21 protein-coding genes are annotated in these 15648 nt (G+C 37.5%); 6 read left to right on the top strand and 15 right to left on the bottom strand.

Features of this window, described 5'->3' with window-relative positions; genetic code table 11:
• Position 1: 1 nt before the first annotated feature.
• The 6 genes from BMZ31_RS07965 to BMZ31_RS07940 all read right to left on the bottom strand — a co-directional run bounded on the left by BMZ31_RS07965 (position 2) and on the right by BMZ31_RS07940 (position 4360).
• Positions 2–232: a YqzK family protein gene (locus BMZ31_RS07965; protein WP_090831192.1), complete on the bottom strand. Its 231-nt coding sequence runs from the start codon at positions 230–232 to the stop codon at positions 2–4.
• Positions 233–658: 426 nt separating this feature from the next.
• Entirely contained in the window at positions 659–1246 is a 588-nt protein-coding gene (locus BMZ31_RS07960) for an HXXEE domain-containing protein (RefSeq protein WP_090831191.1), read from the bottom strand.
• Positions 1247–1312: 66 nt separating this feature from the next.
• The gene (locus tag BMZ31_RS07955; RefSeq protein ID WP_090831190.1) at positions 1313–1789 is read right to left on the bottom strand and encodes a ferric iron uptake transcriptional regulator; all 477 of its coding nucleotides are present in this window, start codon (positions 1787–1789) and stop codon (positions 1313–1315) included.
• A gap of 109 nt (positions 1790–1898) precedes the next feature.
• Positions 1899–2540: a stage II sporulation protein M gene (gene spoIIM / locus BMZ31_RS07950; protein WP_090831189.1), complete on the bottom strand. Its 642-nt coding sequence runs from the start codon at positions 2538–2540 to the stop codon at positions 1899–1901.
• Positions 2541–2645: 105 nt separating this feature from the next.
• Positions 2646–3809 carry an endonuclease Q family protein gene (locus tag BMZ31_RS07945; protein ID WP_090831188.1) on the bottom strand — a complete coding sequence of 388 codons (1164 nt, stop codon included), beginning with the start codon at positions 3807–3809 and terminating at the stop codon, positions 2646–2648.
• The gene (locus tag BMZ31_RS07940; RefSeq protein ID WP_090831187.1) at positions 3809–4360 is read right to left on the bottom strand and encodes an NUDIX hydrolase; all 552 of its coding nucleotides are present in this window, start codon (positions 4358–4360) and stop codon (positions 3809–3811) included. Before BMZ31_RS07940 ends, BMZ31_RS07945 begins: the two co-directional genes overlap by 1 nt.
• A gap of 72 nt (positions 4361–4432) precedes the next feature.
• On the opposite strand from BMZ31_RS07940, the gene mciZ reads away from it, so the two are divergent.
• Entirely contained in the window at positions 4433–4630 is a 198-nt protein-coding gene (gene mciZ, locus BMZ31_RS07935; RefSeq protein ID WP_175478030.1) for a Z-ring formation inhibitor MciZ, read from the top strand.
• Between the two features lie 16 nt (positions 4631–4646).
• Complete coding sequence (locus BMZ31_RS07930; protein ID WP_090831185.1) at positions 4647–5561, top strand: aldo/keto reductase; 915 nt, start codon at positions 4647–4649, stop codon at positions 5559–5561.
• Positions 5562–5597: 36 nt separating this feature from the next.
• Here the strand turns inward: BMZ31_RS07930 and BMZ31_RS07925 are convergent, their stop codons facing one another.
• From BMZ31_RS07925 to BMZ31_RS07910, 4 genes are read right to left on the bottom strand one after another with little or no spacing between them, the layout of a single operon-like run.
• The gene (locus BMZ31_RS07925; protein WP_090831184.1) at positions 5598–5852 is read right to left on the bottom strand and encodes a YqkE family protein; all 255 of its coding nucleotides are present in this window, start codon (positions 5850–5852) and stop codon (positions 5598–5600) included.
• Positions 5853–5896: 44 nt separating this feature from the next.
• Entirely contained in the window at positions 5897–6565 is a 669-nt protein-coding gene (locus BMZ31_RS07920; RefSeq protein WP_090831183.1) for a CoA transferase subunit B, read from the bottom strand.
• Between the two features lie 18 nt (positions 6566–6583).
• Complete coding sequence (locus tag BMZ31_RS07915; protein WP_090831182.1) at positions 6584–7273, bottom strand: CoA transferase subunit A; 690 nt, start codon at positions 7271–7273, stop codon at positions 6584–6586.
• Positions 7274–7300: 27 nt separating this feature from the next.
• On the bottom strand, positions 7301–8488 hold the full coding sequence (locus BMZ31_RS07910) for an acetyl-CoA C-acetyltransferase (protein ID WP_090831395.1): 1188 nt from the start codon (positions 8486–8488) through the stop codon (positions 7301–7303).
• Between the two features lie 148 nt (positions 8489–8636).
• Between BMZ31_RS07910 and BMZ31_RS07905 the strand changes: the two genes are divergently transcribed.
• The 3 genes from BMZ31_RS07905 (at position 8637) to BMZ31_RS07900 (ending at position 10842) form a co-directional block, all read left to right on the top strand.
• Positions 8637–9542 carry a hydroxymethylglutaryl-CoA lyase gene (locus BMZ31_RS07905; protein WP_090831181.1) on the top strand — a complete coding sequence of 302 codons (906 nt, stop codon included), beginning with the start codon at positions 8637–8639 and terminating at the stop codon, positions 9540–9542.
• Between the two features lie 89 nt (positions 9543–9631).
• The gene (locus BMZ31_RS20905) at positions 9632–9763 is read left to right on the top strand and encodes a hypothetical protein (protein ID WP_302846840.1); all 132 of its coding nucleotides are present in this window, start codon (positions 9632–9634) and stop codon (positions 9761–9763) included.
• Between the two features lie 131 nt (positions 9764–9894).
• Positions 9895–10842, top strand: coding sequence for an alpha/beta hydrolase (locus BMZ31_RS07900; RefSeq protein WP_090831180.1), 948 nt, complete (start codon positions 9895–9897; stop codon positions 10840–10842).
• Positions 10843–10948: 106 nt separating this feature from the next.
• Here the strand turns inward: BMZ31_RS07900 and BMZ31_RS07895 are convergent, their stop codons facing one another.
• The 5 genes from BMZ31_RS07895 to BMZ31_RS07875 form a co-directional block, all read right to left on the bottom strand.
• On the bottom strand, positions 10949–11734 hold the full coding sequence (locus tag BMZ31_RS07895; protein WP_090831179.1) for a hypothetical protein: 786 nt from the start codon (positions 11732–11734) through the stop codon (positions 10949–10951).
• Entirely contained in the window at positions 11724–12230 is a 507-nt protein-coding gene (locus tag BMZ31_RS07890) for an RNA polymerase sigma factor (protein WP_090831178.1), read from the bottom strand. Before BMZ31_RS07890 ends, BMZ31_RS07895 begins: the two co-directional genes overlap by 11 nt.
• A 320-nt stretch (positions 12231–12550) precedes the next feature.
• On the bottom strand, positions 12551–12760 hold the full coding sequence (locus tag BMZ31_RS07885; protein ID WP_090831177.1) for a hypothetical protein: 210 nt from the start codon (positions 12758–12760) through the stop codon (positions 12551–12553).
• A 181-nt stretch (positions 12761–12941) separates the two neighbouring features.
• Complete coding sequence (locus BMZ31_RS07880; RefSeq protein ID WP_302846841.1) at positions 12942–14153, bottom strand: ATP-binding protein; 1212 nt, start codon at positions 14151–14153, stop codon at positions 12942–12944.
• A 747-nt stretch (positions 14154–14900) separates the two neighbouring features.
• On the bottom strand, positions 14901–15227 hold the full coding sequence (locus BMZ31_RS07875; protein WP_090831175.1) for an iron-sulfur cluster biosynthesis family protein: 327 nt from the start codon (positions 15225–15227) through the stop codon (positions 14901–14903).
• A gap of 160 nt (positions 15228–15387) precedes the next feature.
• Between BMZ31_RS07875 and BMZ31_RS07870 the strand changes: the two genes are divergently transcribed.
• Positions 15388–15609, top strand: a complete 222-nt coding sequence (locus BMZ31_RS07870) for a CDGSH iron-sulfur domain-containing protein (protein ID WP_090831174.1) — start codon at positions 15388–15390, stop codon at positions 15607–15609.
• The last annotated feature ends 39 nt before the right edge of the window (positions 15610–15648 follow it).

Here is a 15648-nt window from a genome sequence, read left to right as displayed (position 1 = left end):
ATTACTCCCCGTTTAAATAGAACAATATCAACCTTTCATACCAGGACGAACTTTCTTCGTTTTTTACAGCATTGGATACTTTAATTGCTGCTCCTTCTGGTTCATCGTAACGATGATAATTTTGATATTCTTCATTTAAGTACATGATACCATAGTAGAATAATATCGTGCATCCAGTGAACAAAATGAATACCTTAAGAGTTTGAATAACTAATTTAAAAAATGAAACCATATTTCTTCCTCCCCATGTGAAGCTGCCTAGTAAAAGGTATGCCAACTTGGACAAGATTTATACCAATCGTCATAAGAAAAGTGCAAGCACCTGTACAAGGTAGTTTAACAGTAAGAAATTTTCAAAATGAGGTATGAAAATAAGCCTTAGTATCCATACTAATAGATTTACATCTATGGATATCACTTTTTACAATGTAGTTAACAAAAGATGAAGACTGCTTTAATACATGGCTGTTTTCGCATAAATTGTTGCTTTACGAAAAGGGCGACAATACGTATTGATTCATATTTCGCGCTCTTTTCCTCAATATGAAATTCTACACGCTAAATTACTAATGGTTTTAGTATAGAAAAAGCCCTAATACCCGCTTTTTCTTGTTCCAATAACAACAAAGTTTACGAAAAGAGCCTATATCTTAAATATCTAATTATGTAAGATTTTTGGTGCTAACTTATGTCCAATAATGACAATCAATATAGTTAACATTCCATATGGAATGTTAATGAACAAATCTAATGCATTAATTAATTGTTCATTCATTAGCCTATAAAACAAGTATAGTGAATAAGGGAATGTGATCAGTAAAGCTGTACATGCACCCAATGCATAAACCTTAAAGTATATCCATTGACCAACATGAGTAAATACATGAAGGAAAAGAAGAACGTTAAACCCTACAAAAATCCCATAAAATTGGTGTTCCACTGCCAAATAAGTAGCAATGATATACATAACTAATTGTAAAAGCACTGGAACAGCAAACCTTCCCGAAGTTGTTTCCGATAATTCTTCAAAAATTTTTTTCATATGGTTTGGTACCATTTTTACTACTCTTGAATAATTTCTCTTAAACCAAGATTCTACAAAAATTATTTCTTCAAAATCATGAAGTAGAAATGTAATTGGAAATAACCAAAATAGTGTCGCTAAACTTATATTTGAATTTAGCCAATTTAACAATCTATCGCCCTTCCCTTCATGTTGATGATTTATATTTACATCATATTCCATATATTCATTCTAATTCTTGACAAAGCCAAAATAAAAAACCTTTTCAAGTTTGAAAAGGTTTTGTTTTTATTCACTGGTTTCATTAGATTCATCAGTATCGGATTCATTATCGTGACAGCGATAACAGATTCCATGAAAAGTTAGTCGATGATCTTTAATTTTAAAATTCCAATCGCGCTCAACAATTGCTTCTACATCTTCTAGAAGGTCGTCCTGAATTTCATCTACAGCACCACATTCAATACATACAAGATGATGATGAAAATGAGCGGCGCCTTCTTGGCGAAGGTCGTAACGAGAAACCCCATCACCAAAGTTAATTTTATCAACAATTTTCAATTCGGTTAGCAATTCTAAAGTCCGATATACAGTAGCCAAGCCGATCTCTGGAGATTTTTCTTTAACGAGGAGGTAGACATCTTCTGCACTTAAATGATCCTCTTCATTTTCAAGCAAGACACGAACTGTAGCTTCACGTTGTGGTGTCAGCTTGTAGCTTGACGAATGCAAGTGTTTTTTAATTCTCTCAATTCTAGTTTCCATGCGCAGTCCTCCCTCGCCACTGTCAATTCTCATTATAACAGATGGATTAGGAGATTCAAAATAAAATTATTATCATTAACATTTTATAATCATTACTTAAAAATAATTATTATTTTATTGTATGAACAACAGTTTTCATTAAATCAGGTGATAAATAGGCTTCAACTGCAGAAGAAACGGCAAGCAGTATAATGGCAACGACTAGCGCCGTTAAATATCTTCTAAATAGCGGAAGAATCGGCTGACTATACTTTTTCATGAATTGCATTTGCACCATTCTTAAAGAGAAGGAAATCGAAACTGCCGCAATGATAATAAAGATTGGAATTATGATTAAATTTTGTGGCAGGATTGAGACAAATGCCAGCAAGAAACCGTTCCATCCCATTTGATTGACGAGAAACCCAACAGTAAAACCGACTACCATACCTTTGATAAAAAGCAGAATCAGAATCACTGGTAATCCAATTATCGAAATGCCAAGGACCCACATCAAACCGATGAACTTAATATTATGATAAAAGCTTTGTCTAAAGAGATCATTCGCAGCTGCCACTTTTCCATCTGAAACCTGTCCGAAAAACTGAGAAAGGTAGGAAAATAAATCTTCTTTTTGTGTGAAACTCAAGCTATTTACAACAACGGCGCCAAAAATAACACCCATTAAGAACAAGACCACCACAAATAAAAAGATCGAGGAGTTTTCGCGGAAATAGATTGCGGCGACGTTCTGGTACATTCGTTTCTTCATAGCGTTTCCTCCTATTAATTGGTTAATTCATTGTATGCATGTCCTGTTAATCTATGACAAAAAAACATAGGATGAGTCCCATTACTTGGACTCATCCTATGTTTTTTATTCGGTGACCTTACCGTATTTACCTCCGCCGCCTGCGGCAAGATTGAGTTGCCCTATCCTTGCTTTCATAATCAGTTGGGCTACTTTTTCAGGAATTACTTCCTTCATCTTTTCAAAGGGGACCTCATGAAGAACAGCCATCTCCGTTCCAAAATGGTTCAAGAGTCGTTGTAAAAGTTTCGGTCCTAAACCTGGAATGAAGTCTAGTGGCACTTGATGAATGTAGGGTGGCCTTGTTCTGACCTGCCCCATCTCATTCTTCAACTCCATTATCCTCGAAGCTACCCCTTTTACCTTTTTCATTCCACCACAATTGCTACATCTCAACTCGGATTCTTCGAATCGTTTAAGGCAATTTGCACAAGTGGTTTGATGATATTTTCCAAGGAGAGGATCGAGCCCGTAGTTCGCCGCAACACCTCTGCCCTCTCTTTCAAGAAGAGCCAATTTCAGTTCATGGAATGTCGGCTTTTCCATTTGAATGGTTTGGTATTCACGTGCAATCTTCCCTAATGAATGAGCATCAGAATTTGAAAGATAAGGATAGCGATGCAATTCATTTACACTATCTGCCATTAAAGTATCGGCACTTAGCCCCAGTTCAATTCCATCTATTAAGTCTGGAACAAATACCTCTTCCAGCGTTTTTTTCACACCTTTTCCATACAAACTCTTAAATGGAGTAAAGACATGTGCAGGAATGAATAATCCCTCCAATTCTTTTGTTTTCAATTGAAGTTCCTTCCCTGATATGTAAACGCGTTGAGAGCTTAATTGAATATTCTTCATGTGTTGTGACAGCCAATGTGAAAATTTTTTCATTTTCGACAATGTTGGTAAGTAACAGAGTACATGAATAGGACCCTGACAAGACTCATCGTATATTTCCAATTCTGAACCAAGAATGATGGACATGTCTCCGTATACTAATCCACCCTCTGCAAGCTCTTCCATTTGTCCATTTGCTATTAACATTTCCATTTCTTCCATGACTTCGGGAGAATGACTGTCAATAATTCCAATCATATTCAGCCCTTTTTCATCACGAGCATGATGGATGATGTTTGAAAAAGTTAAGGATTTTGCACCGGTTATTTTAACTGGCTTCCCTGATGCGGTCCTGCCAATATGAATATGCAAATCCACATAAAAGAGGTCCATTATTTCTTTAACGCCTCTTGTAATTGAAGGTAATTTACCGCGAATGCCGTTTTCGCGTCGTAAATTTTTTGTTCTTTTACATATTTTATTGCCTGATCAAGGGTTAATTCAACCAGTTCTACGAACTCATCTTCATCCAATCCCGCCGCATTTTCCTTCTTTTTCAATCCTTTTGCAACATATAAATGAACAAGTTCATCTGCAAATCCAGGAGAAGTGTAGAAGGAAATGAGCCAATCCAGAGTCTCACTTTCGTATCCTGTTTCTTCTTCTAGTTCACGCATGGCACAAAGCTTTGGGTCTTCTCCTTTTTCAAGTTTCCCAGCCGGAATTTCCACCAAAGTTCTTTCCAAAGCCTTACGATATTGTTCAACCATCACAATCTTGTTGTCGTCTGTAAGAGCGATAACAGCAACAGCACCTGGATGTTTGATAATTTCCCTTTTGGATGTTTTCCCATTAGGAAGTTCCACATCCTGAACTTCTAAACTTATTATTTTCCCTGAAAAAATTTCTTCCGTTTTAATTGTTTTTTCCTCAAAGCGACTCATTTTGCCACTCCTGTTCTAATCCGAAATTGAATGCTCATACATTTTAACATATTTCGTTTCGGAGGTATGAATATGAGAATGTATGGTGGACATAAGCGAATCGTGTTGATAGGAAAAGGACAGGCAATCCTTGATAAACTAAATGAACTTAACCGAACGTATCCTACTGTTAGTGAAATGATTTTAGCCTTTGGACAGACAGAGTGCCGGTTTCTATCATTTGAGATTAAAGAATCCCTATGCGAGAATAGAGAAAAGCGGAATTTGTAAAGATTGAGGTGTATTCATGAAAAAAAGAAAGCTCGGGAATTCTGATTTAATGGTAAGTGAACTGGGGCTTGGCTGCATGTCGCTGGGTACTGACGACAAAAAAGCTCAGCAAATTATTGAAGCGGCTCTCGATGAAGGAATCAACTACTTTGATACAGCAGATCTCTATGATTTCGGAGTTAATGAAAAACTGGTTGGCAAAGCATTAAGAGAGGTTCGTGAACAAGTCATCATCGCGACTAAAGTCGGGAATCGCTGGACAGACAAGAAAGACCAATGGACTTGGGATCCTTCTAAAGCTTATATAAAAGACGCAGTTAAAAATAGTCTAAAGCGTCTTGGTACAGATTATATTGATCTCTATCAACTTCATGGTGGTACAATTGATGATCCCATTGAAGAAACGATTGAAGCTTTTGAAGACTTAAAGTCAGAGGGTTATATCAGATTCTATGGAATTTCTTCGATTCGCCCAAACGTCATTCGTGAATACATCGAAAAATCAAACATAGTTGCCATTATGATGCAATACAACTTACTGGACCGAAGACCTGAGGAAACCGTTCTACCTCTATTAGAAGATAAAGGTGTCAGCATAGTGGCAAGAGGCCCACTAGCAAAAGGGCTTCTCAGTGACTCTTTTATGGAAAAGCTTGATCTTGGAAAAAGTTATCTTGATTATGGTCATGAGGAATTATCAGAATTGCTTCCTCTACTAAAAAACAAACTTTCATCCGAACGTTCCTTTACCGAAGTTGCCCTACAGTATAATCTTGCCTATCCTGAAGTAGCTTCTGTGATTGCAGGTGCCAGTTCAGTGAGCCAAGTAAGAAACAATGCAAATGCAGTCAAAAGTGATTCACTCACCAACGAAGAGATAGCACTTATTCAATCCATCACGAAGGCAAATATTTATAGTGACCATAGATAAAGCAGCCACATATGCGGCTGCTTTATCCTTGCTTACTTATTTAAATTCCTTCCAATTGAATTGACTTTCGTTCAAAAGCTCCTCAAAGCTTTTGTTCTTTTCCTTCAATCGGCGTTCTTCGCGTTTTCTTTCTTCTTCCTCAGCAGCCTTCTTCTCTTCAGCAGCTTTTAATTCCTGCTGTTTGTTTTTCAATTGATTCATTAAATCTTGATTGAGTACATCCCCAAGCGTCAATTTCGAATCATCTTTTTTCGGTTGCTGTTTTTGATGTTTTTGATGTTTCTTTTTCATGTGAAAGCTCCTTGGATACTTTTTGAAGATTAGTATACCATTTGTTAATAAGCTTCTGTCACTACATTTTCATCTACTGTCATGCTCGCTTCTGTTACAGCGACTACTTCTTCGATTGTATAGCCTTTTGCAACTTCAACTAACTTAAGTCCCGAATACGTTACATCCATAACCGCTCGTTCTGTGATAATTCTATTCACGACGTTTTTCCCTGTTAACGGGAGTGTGCAACTCTTCAGGATTTTTGATTCACCAGCTTTATTCGTATGCTCCATGATGACGATAATCTTACGTGCTCCATGGACCAGATCCATTGCGCCACCCATACCTTTGATCATCTTACCAGGAATCATCCAGTTCGCTAAATCTCCTGTTTCGGAAACTTCCATACCGCCTAAAATAGCAATATCGACATGTCCACCGCGAATCATCGCAAATGATTCAGCACTATCAAAATAGGCAGCACCAGATATGGCCGTAACCGTTTCTTTTCCTGCATTAATCAAATCGGGATCTACATTTTGCTGTTCCGGGTATGGACCAATTCCTAATAGACCATTCTCTGATTGTAAAACGACTTGCTTATTATCTGAAATAAAATTAGCTACCAATGTAGGCATTCCAATCCCAAGATTCACATAATAGCCATTTTCAATTTCTTTCTCCGCTCTTTTAGCGATTACTTCACGCACAGAAACCTGCTGATTGCTCATTATTGGGCACACTCCTTTCTATTTTTTTACTGTAAGTCTTTCAATCCTTTTTTCCTGCTTACCTTCAATAAGGCTTTGCACATATATGCTTGGCGTGTGGATTTCATTTGGATTCAGTTCCCCGATTTCAAGCAATGTTTCTATTTCAGCAATCGTCACTTTTCCCGCGGCTGCGATCATCGGATTGAAGTTTCGAGCCGTTTTGTGATAAACAAGATTTCCCATCTTATCACCTTTCCATGCTCTAACCAGGCTAAAATCAGCTGTTAATGCTTCTTCAAGCAAATATTCCTTCCCTTTAAAAATCCTTGTTTCCTTACCTTCAGCAATCGGAGTGCCAACGCCAGCCGGTGTATAGAAGGCAGGGATTCCCGCACCACCCGAACGAATTTTTTCGGCAAGAGATCCTTGGGGCAATAATTCCACTTCAATCTCTCCCGATAAAACTTGACGTTCAAACTCTTTATTTTCACCAACATATGAACCTATCATTTTCTTGATTTGTTTATTCTTCAAGAGTAAGCCAAGTCCCCAGTCATCGACTCCACAGTTATTGGAGATGACAGTAAGGTCTTTTACCCCTTTTTCGACAAGGGCCAAGATTAGATTTTCCGGAATGCCACAAAGACCAAATCCGCCAACCATCAAGGTTGCGCCATCTTGAATATCGGCTACGGCTTCTGTAAATGAACTGCAAAGTTGTTTCATTTTTACCGCTCCTCTCTTTTCCTACTTTTATGCCAACTCAACGACAGTTGCAACACCTTGGCCTCCACCAATACAAAGTGTCGCTAGTCCTTTCTTTGCATTTCTGCGTTTCATTTCATGGATAAGTGTGACAAGAATTCTCGCTCCACTTGCTCCGATTGGATGCCCTAACGCAATTGCTCCACCATTTACGTTCAGGATTTCTTTGTTAAATTTCAGCTCGCGGTCAACTGCAAGTGACTGGGCTGCGAATGCTTCATTTGCTTCAATAAGCTCAATATCTTCCATGGATACAGCAGCTTTTTCAAAAGCCTTTTTCACTGCAGATACAGGACCAATTCCCATGATACTCGGATCTACGCCAGCACTTGCATTTCCTTTTATAGATACAAGTGGTTGAATGCCAAGCTCTTCTGCCTTCGCTTTACTCATTACAATGACAACGGCTGCTCCATCATTAATTCCTGAAGCATTTCCTGCTGTTACACTTCCGTCTTTCTTAAAGGCAGGTCTTAATCCAGCCAACTTTTCAACTGTTGTACCTTTCTTTGGATATTCATCCGTGTCGAATACGACAGGATCACCCTTGCGTTGCGGAATATGTACAGGAACAATCTCGTCTTTAAATTTGCCTTCTTCAATCGCCGTTACAGCTTTTTCCTGACTCCACGCGGAAAATTCATCTTGTTCCTCTCTCGTTAAATCGTACTGAGAGCACAGATTCTCTGCCGTAATGCCCATATGATAATTATTGAATGCACATGTTAAGCCATCTGCAATCATCGTGTCGACTAATTTTTGGTCACCCATTTTAAAACCATCACGAGCATTTTTTAAAATGTATGGTGATTGACTCATATTTTCCATTCCACCAGCTACAACGATTTCCGCGTCACCAGCCAGAATGGCCTGAGTGGCCAAGTGCACGGCCTTTAAGCCTGAACCGCAGACTTTATTAATGGTCATTGCGGAAACGCTTTCAGGAATACCCGCTTTCAAAGAAGCCTGGCGTGCCGGATTTTGACCTAATCCTGCTTGCAAGACATTCCCCATAATGACTTCGTCTACTTGATCTGGTTTCACTCCTGCTTTTTCTAAAGCGGCTTTTATTGCTGTTGCCCCTAGTTCGGGGGCGGATATGTTTTTCAAGCTTCCATTAAAATTTCCAATTGCCGTACGGACTGCACTTACAATCACTACTTCAGTATGTCTCATCTCCATCTTCCCTTCTATCGTTGTTGTTCACTATTATTTAGTTCGAGCGAAAACTCAAAATTCCTTTTATTTTGTCAAAATTTCTATTATTCTTGATTTTTAGAATTTGTTCATCCTACAATAAAAATATGTATAAAGGAGGGTTAACATGACTTTGCACTTACCTAAAGACGTCACCATCATTGAGGTAGGCCCTCGTGACGGTCTGCAAAATGAAAAAGGATTCATTCCAACTGAGGCAAAAATCAACTTTATCAAAGGATTAAAAGAAGCTGGCATGAAGGAAATGGAGCTCACTTCTCTCGTTTCGCCCAAATGGGTTCCACAAATGAGTGATGCAAATGAAATTATTTCCGAATGTCTAGACGAGGCAAGTCGGAATTTCGTCCTTGCTCCAAATCAAAAAGGAATTGATCGCTTGTTAGAAACCGATTGCCGAGCAGTGGCGGTTTTTGTCGGAGTCAGTAACACGTTTAACCAGAAAAATATTAATAAAACAACAGCAGAAAGCATGGAAGAACTAAAGCCCATCATTGCGTCTCTGAAGGAAAAAGGGCTTTTTGTCAGAGCTTGTATCTCTACCGCTTTCTATTGTCCTTACGAAGGCAAAATTCTTGAGGATGACACATTGAAATTATGCGGAGAGTTTGTCGAGGCTGGAGTCGATGAATTAAGCGTGGCCGACACAATCGGAATGGCTGCACCTACTGAATCTTATTCTTTATTTTCAAAGTTGAAATCGGCTTTTCCGAACGTTCTTTTAACAGCTCATTTTCATGATACGAGAAAACTTGCTGTCGCTAATATTTTAGCTGCCCTACAAGCGGGAATTGACCGTTTTGATACTTCTGCCGGTGGCTTAGGCGGATGTCCTTTCGCCCCTGGTGCATCTGGAAATGCTGCTACGGAAGATGTTGTCTATATGCTTGAACGGATGGGCATTAGGACTGGAATTGATCTCAATAAGATTATTGATGCATTAAACTCATTGCTCCCTCATCTTAGCCGCAATATTGATAGTGCTTTCTATAAGTTGAATGCAGTCCATAACTAATTTGTTCATTTCATGGTACATATTGAATAGTTCTCCTTCGGTTGAAACATCTTATTAAAAGAAGACAACACTGAAAGGAGCTATCAACTATGAGTCAAAATCGTGATAAGGGAAATAGCCAAAAAGGTAAAGCAAGTGCGGATACTGGAAAGCGTCTAATCGCAGCTGAAGAATTAGAAAAAGCGATTCATCCGACGAAACGTGAAAATGCTCAATCTTAAAATGCAAAAGCCGCTATGAAAAGCGGCTTTTTTGTTGTTTTAACAGCTTGTCTGAATGGTAAAATAAGATAAGTGAGACTGGATCCATATCCACCCCTTACACGTTATCCGATTATGACGGAGGGATATTTTTGAAAAAGACCTTTCGATTTCTATTTTCGCTCTTTTTATTTTTTGCCTCTATCGGTTTTTACTTTACGAATCGATTAATGTACATGAAGAAAAAAGATGAGATGCTTATCCGTAAAAGAGAAGAGGAATCCGGAAGGCTTAATCCTCTTGAATTTGAGTCACTTCCTAAAAAGGAAGTTCTCATATCCTCCCCCTTTGGCTATAACATCAATGCGATTGTGGTCGAACCTTATGACACTTCGCAATACGTGATCATAAGCCATGGCGTAACAGAAAGTAAAACGAATTCGATTAAGTACATGAACTTGTTTTTAAAAAGAGGATTTAATGCCATTATCTACGATCATCGCCGCCATGGAGAATCTGGCGGAAAAACAACGAGCTTTGGGCATTATGAGAAATTCGATTTAAAGGCGGTTGTGGATTGGCTTAGGGCAGAAAAGGGCCCTGAGGTACGCATTGGTATTCACGGTGAATCAATGGGTGCGGCAACCATGCTCCTTTATGCAGGAATGCTTGAAGATGGGGCTGATTTTTACATTGCCGATTGTCCTTTTTCAGATTTCAAAGAACAGTTAGCCTATCGTTTAAAAGCAGAAATGAAGATTCCTTCCTTGCTTCTTATTCCAGTGGCAGATGCTTTCTTACGGATACGTGATAAGTACTCGATTCACCTTGTTTCGCCCATTTCGGTTATTGAAAATATTAAGCATCCCATCTTATTTATTCATAGCAGCAAGGATGACTTCATTCTCCCAGCCATGACCGAAGCCCTTTATGAAAAAAAGCCCGGTCCTAAGAAACTGTTTATTGCGGCAAACGGCGTTCATGCTCAATCGCTAAACGAAAACCGGGAAGATTATGAAAGAGTGGTAGATGAATTCCTTACAGAATTTTATTGGCGGAAAGAACACTCAGTTCCTACCATTGATAAAACAGAAGGCTGATAAATTTTCGTACGGTTTATTAGGCAGAAGAGAAGGATAGATAAAGCAGAGAATTATGCCTTATCTATCCTTTTTTGTGGTTTGGAGAATTATTTCTGATGATTATTCAATTATTGGATGTATCTTTTTCTCCATTTTTCGATTGAAGTGGATTGTTCTCTAAAATACTTTCTACTTCTATATATCCCTCTAGTAATGCAAAGTTATATCTAGCCGGAAGTGCGAAAACATATTTATTATTTTGCCCCAGCATTGCTGGACCAATAGGTGCTGCACCAATATGAAATTCCCCTTTTTCAAGTGAGGACCATTGATTAAGAGTAAAAATCATAATCGGTATATCTTGTCTCGGTTTTTCCTTCGTCCATTCAGGATGTCTGATTAAAAGGATTTGACCATTTTCAATTATTTCACTTTGTTGTTGATCAATACCCTCCCAAGTATCTGACACAATCTGGTATCCCTCCCAACTTTTGGGTAACGCAAAGGTAAATCCATATTCTGTATTTTCATAAAGAATCGTTTCTGTTAATTTATCAGGTTTGTTCTCATTAATAGCATCTTTATCATTGTCCACTTTATTTTCATCTATTGTATTATGGTTTTTACTCTGTTGCCCTTGTTCATTTGGATCAAGACTCGATGGACCATCCCCGTTTATTGGAATAGTAAGAAGGGCGAATAATACGAATGCAGCAACACTAACTAAACCTAATGAAATCTTACTCATTATTGCAATTCTCTTTTTCTTCTTAAAATATGAACTTGCAAATTGTAACAGGTTTCCATGGATGATATCTTGTGTATCTTTGGTAAACGATTTATCATAATCAGGTTCTGGTAATGATCGAATTTTTCTCTCTAAATCATAAAATTTCTCATTATCTTTCATGAAGAAAATCCTCCTTTACTTTTTGTAGTGTCTTTAACGCACGATGATAGGTTATTCGAACCTTATTTTCATTCCAATTTAATATCGATGCTGTTTCAGATACAGAAAATTCTTTAATCCCTCTAAGGATGATTACATCCCGATAATTTGCTTTTAAAGATTGAATTGCTTGATAAAGCAATCGGTTATTTTCATTTAGTTGGAGAATTTTCTCCGGTGTTTCCTTATCCGTTTGCTCATCCCGGAACCAAATCATTTGCTTCATCCTTAAACGCTTTCTTTTTCTAATTTCATCTATCCCCACATTCCGCGCAATCGAAAAAAGCCAGGTTTTAGGACTTGATTTCTTCTGATAAGTATCAAAGCCTTTAATTGCTCGGATAAAAACTTCCTGCACCAGATCTTCTACATCACTGGACCCGATGTAATAAACCAAATAATGGTATATATCTTTGTTGTACAAGTAAAACCACTCCGAAATTTCATTGCTAATCATCAGTTGGTCACTCCATTTTCCCTCCGATTTTTTATACTCATAGATTAGTCGAATCAGCGCAATATTTATTTCATTTTCACTAATATTATTTAAGATTTATTCTGCTAACGCGCCTGTTATTGTAATAAAATACGGAGCTTGAAACTCCAAGCTCCTTTTAATTGGTACTTCAACAAAAATGCCGTTAATCCTTCCAGGGTCAAAGCCCCAAATATTTTAAGAAGGAACATTCTTCTAAGCTCTCTTTAGTGAAATTCACTTTATAAAAAAAAGTGCCAACTTCTCTTTAGGAGAAATCAGCACTTCGTTTATTTTATGCGTTATCGGTCACCCTTGGGCGGCTGACACACGTCACATTTACGTTGGTTATTATTTTTAAATTTCGTAAATGTTTTTTCAAAATTGCTACCACATGCACATTGAAGTAATAACTTTTGAGAAAAGCCGTGATATTCCGTCGTTAACAATTTACTTTCCGAATTGTTCTCAATAAATCCCTTTATTTTACCAATCGTCCATCGTTTATTCATTCTCTTACACCTCCATATTTTATCGCTTTGCGGAGGCTTTTTTTGGCTTCCGTTCAGTTTAGGTAATGATTGTAATTACCCAAGTTTCTTATTATACCATGTGCTGGCGCTCAATCAAACAGATGGAAAGTATCTAATTAAACAAACTAGCTTGCTGATATTTGGCGTATGCTCTCTAACTTTAGTTCATCTGGGGTAAAAGAATAATAATTTCTGTCCCAATATCCTTTTCACTGTTCACTTGTATTTTACCTTTGAAAGAACGGACAATTTGAAAACTTACCATCATTCCTAGTCCTGTCCCACTTTCCTTTAAAGAATAAAATGGAGAACCAAGCCTATCAATTTGCTTTTTTGTCATACCAATCCCTTGATCCTTAATGTTTATCTTTATATATCCATCATCAGTGGTAGTACACGAAATCCAAACAATTCCACCATCTGGCATAGACTCTATCGCATTTTTTAAAATATTGATCAAAGATTGGTTCAATTTTTGCGGATTAGCATATATCCAGCAGTTATCACGAACATTCGTTTCAACCTCAACATGATGGCTCATGGCGTAACTTTGGATGATATTGGCTACACGATGTAACTGATTACCTACATCGATTCTTTCGTAATTATCTATTGATGGTTTTCCAAAAGTTAAAAAATCATTAATAATTTCATTTGCACGATCTAATTCTTCAATGGATAATTGGATATATTCTTTCTTTTTTTCAGGCAAATCAGGCTCGTTTAAAAGTTGGAGAAAGCCACGAGTAACTTGCATCGGATTTCTAATTTCATGAGCAAAAACACTTGTTAATTCACTGATAACCCGTAACTTCTCTGTGTTTTGCATCTCCAATCGAAGCTGATGAATCTCTGAGATCGTTTCAACTAACACAGTGAAAAACCAAGTAACGACCACTACAAAGATAAGATGAATAACCTGTACTTTAAGATATTCTATTGAAAAACCTCTTAGAATACCAAAGGAAGTAAGGCCAATTAGACAGTAGTATAATGATAGACCAACCGCAACTTTTACCCTTTTGTCTTTTTTCGAACTTGCAAACGATTTTTGAAAAAACAAAATAACAGGCAGTGTTAATAATAAAACAACAACAGTATTGTAAAAACCTATACTAATTCCAAAATAAAGGCGATAAAGTATTATAAGGGCTGATAGGAAGATGCCTGACCAAAATCCGCCGTATAAGGTGCCAAATAATAGAGGAATAATTCTTAACTCCAGACGCGCATTTTCACCAAAAATCACGGGAAAGGACATGCAAAATATGATGGATAATCCCCATAAAATAGACATGATTACTTTTTTATTTTTCTCCGTCTTTACCCTCTCTGTAATAAAAGTAAAGTAAATAAATATAGGTATTATCATAAATGTTAGTTGTAGCAAAAAATCCTTTATTATACTCATTTTCGTTACCTTTCATATTCAATCAATAATTTGAATCCTGTAATATACGGACGATACGGATGTTCATTTTGTTTATTACAGTTCCATATAAACATCTTTATTTTAGGTTGTTTTGGCATTGAATGTTGCTCTTACGAATTAAGTAACAACACGCATGGATTCTTATTTCGTGCTCTTTTCCTCAAAATAAAATTCTAAAAGATAAACCCCTAATGGTTTTAGTATAACAATAACAACAAAGTGTAAGAAAAGAGCCTTATTTTAAGAAACAACCGATTTATATTATTCCACATTAATCTTTAAAGTTATCATAATCTGTCGATTTTTGCTCTTTTTTTAAAATCCCTCTGAAAGTAAGGGCGTTTCCAAGAAGGCTTTGAACAATATTAACCCATCATTCCAGAACAAAAGGCGCAAGCGCCCTGTTTAGCCCTGACAGGCATAAGACGAACCACGCAGTCATCCTCGAAAAAGCTATCGCTTTTTCTTCGTGCGATGTTAATGCTGCCGAAGCGTTCCTTGTCCTGATTTCTGAAGTGATTTGGCTTATGACCAAGGTTGTTTCGGCTTTAGGAAACAACCCCGAGGGGCGGGGTGCTGGAGCTGGATTATTAGACAAACGTAGAAAGTTATCCACATTAATTTATTTTATAATTTCCTAGACCACAAGAAAAGCTGCCTAAATGGCAGCTTCTTTAGACGAATTCTCTATTTTGTATGATCTACAAAACTCATTCTTCCGTTAAGGATTTGATTTGGACTTCGCAACTGAAATGTATTTGCGCTTTCTGAGAAATCTATTGTCATATTTTCATCCAGAAATACAACCTTTGATTTTTCTATATGAACGGTTATATCATTCGTTTGAATGGCCTGGTCATCTTCGTCTAATTCATCAACGAACCACAGGGCTGTAACCCCGCTCACTACACAACCGCAACCTTCTGTTTCATATTTCAACTTCAGGAAGCCTAGCTTCCCTTGCAACTTTTCATTGATTTTTTGGGCCGCTGCTTCTGTCATTTTAATTTCCATGTTTAAAGCCCCTTTCGTCTGGCATATGATAATTGTAGCATATGCCAGTCGAAAGCTGCGGAAATCGTTTCGGAAAAGTATTAGTTGCTTTTTCCAATACTTCCTTTTAATATCAAATCATGAATAAAAATGTGAACAATTTGTGAAAGAGGTGCTTAAAATGTCAAAGGTGCAAATTAAAGTGATGGATAACGGCCCGCTACGTGTGACAGGAGAAGTAGAATTGATTGATGTCGATGGAAATGTTTTTGAAACAAAACAGGCTTTTTCTCTTTGCCGATGTGGTATGTCTTCAAAGCTTCCTTTCTGTGACGGCACGCATAAGGGTAAATTTGATTCTTGCGTGCGCGCTGTTCAAGTTTTGAAGGATAAAGAAGAATAATATGCTAGTGGCGGCCAATTATATATGGCCGCCCTTTGT

It is taken from the genome of Bacillus sp. cl95, assembly GCF_900115925.1.
GTDB lineage: Bacteria > Bacillota > Bacilli > Bacillales > Cytobacillaceae > Neobacillus_A.
Note: the sequence above shows the minus strand (reverse complement) of the source record. Positions and strands in the feature narration are given on the sequence as shown.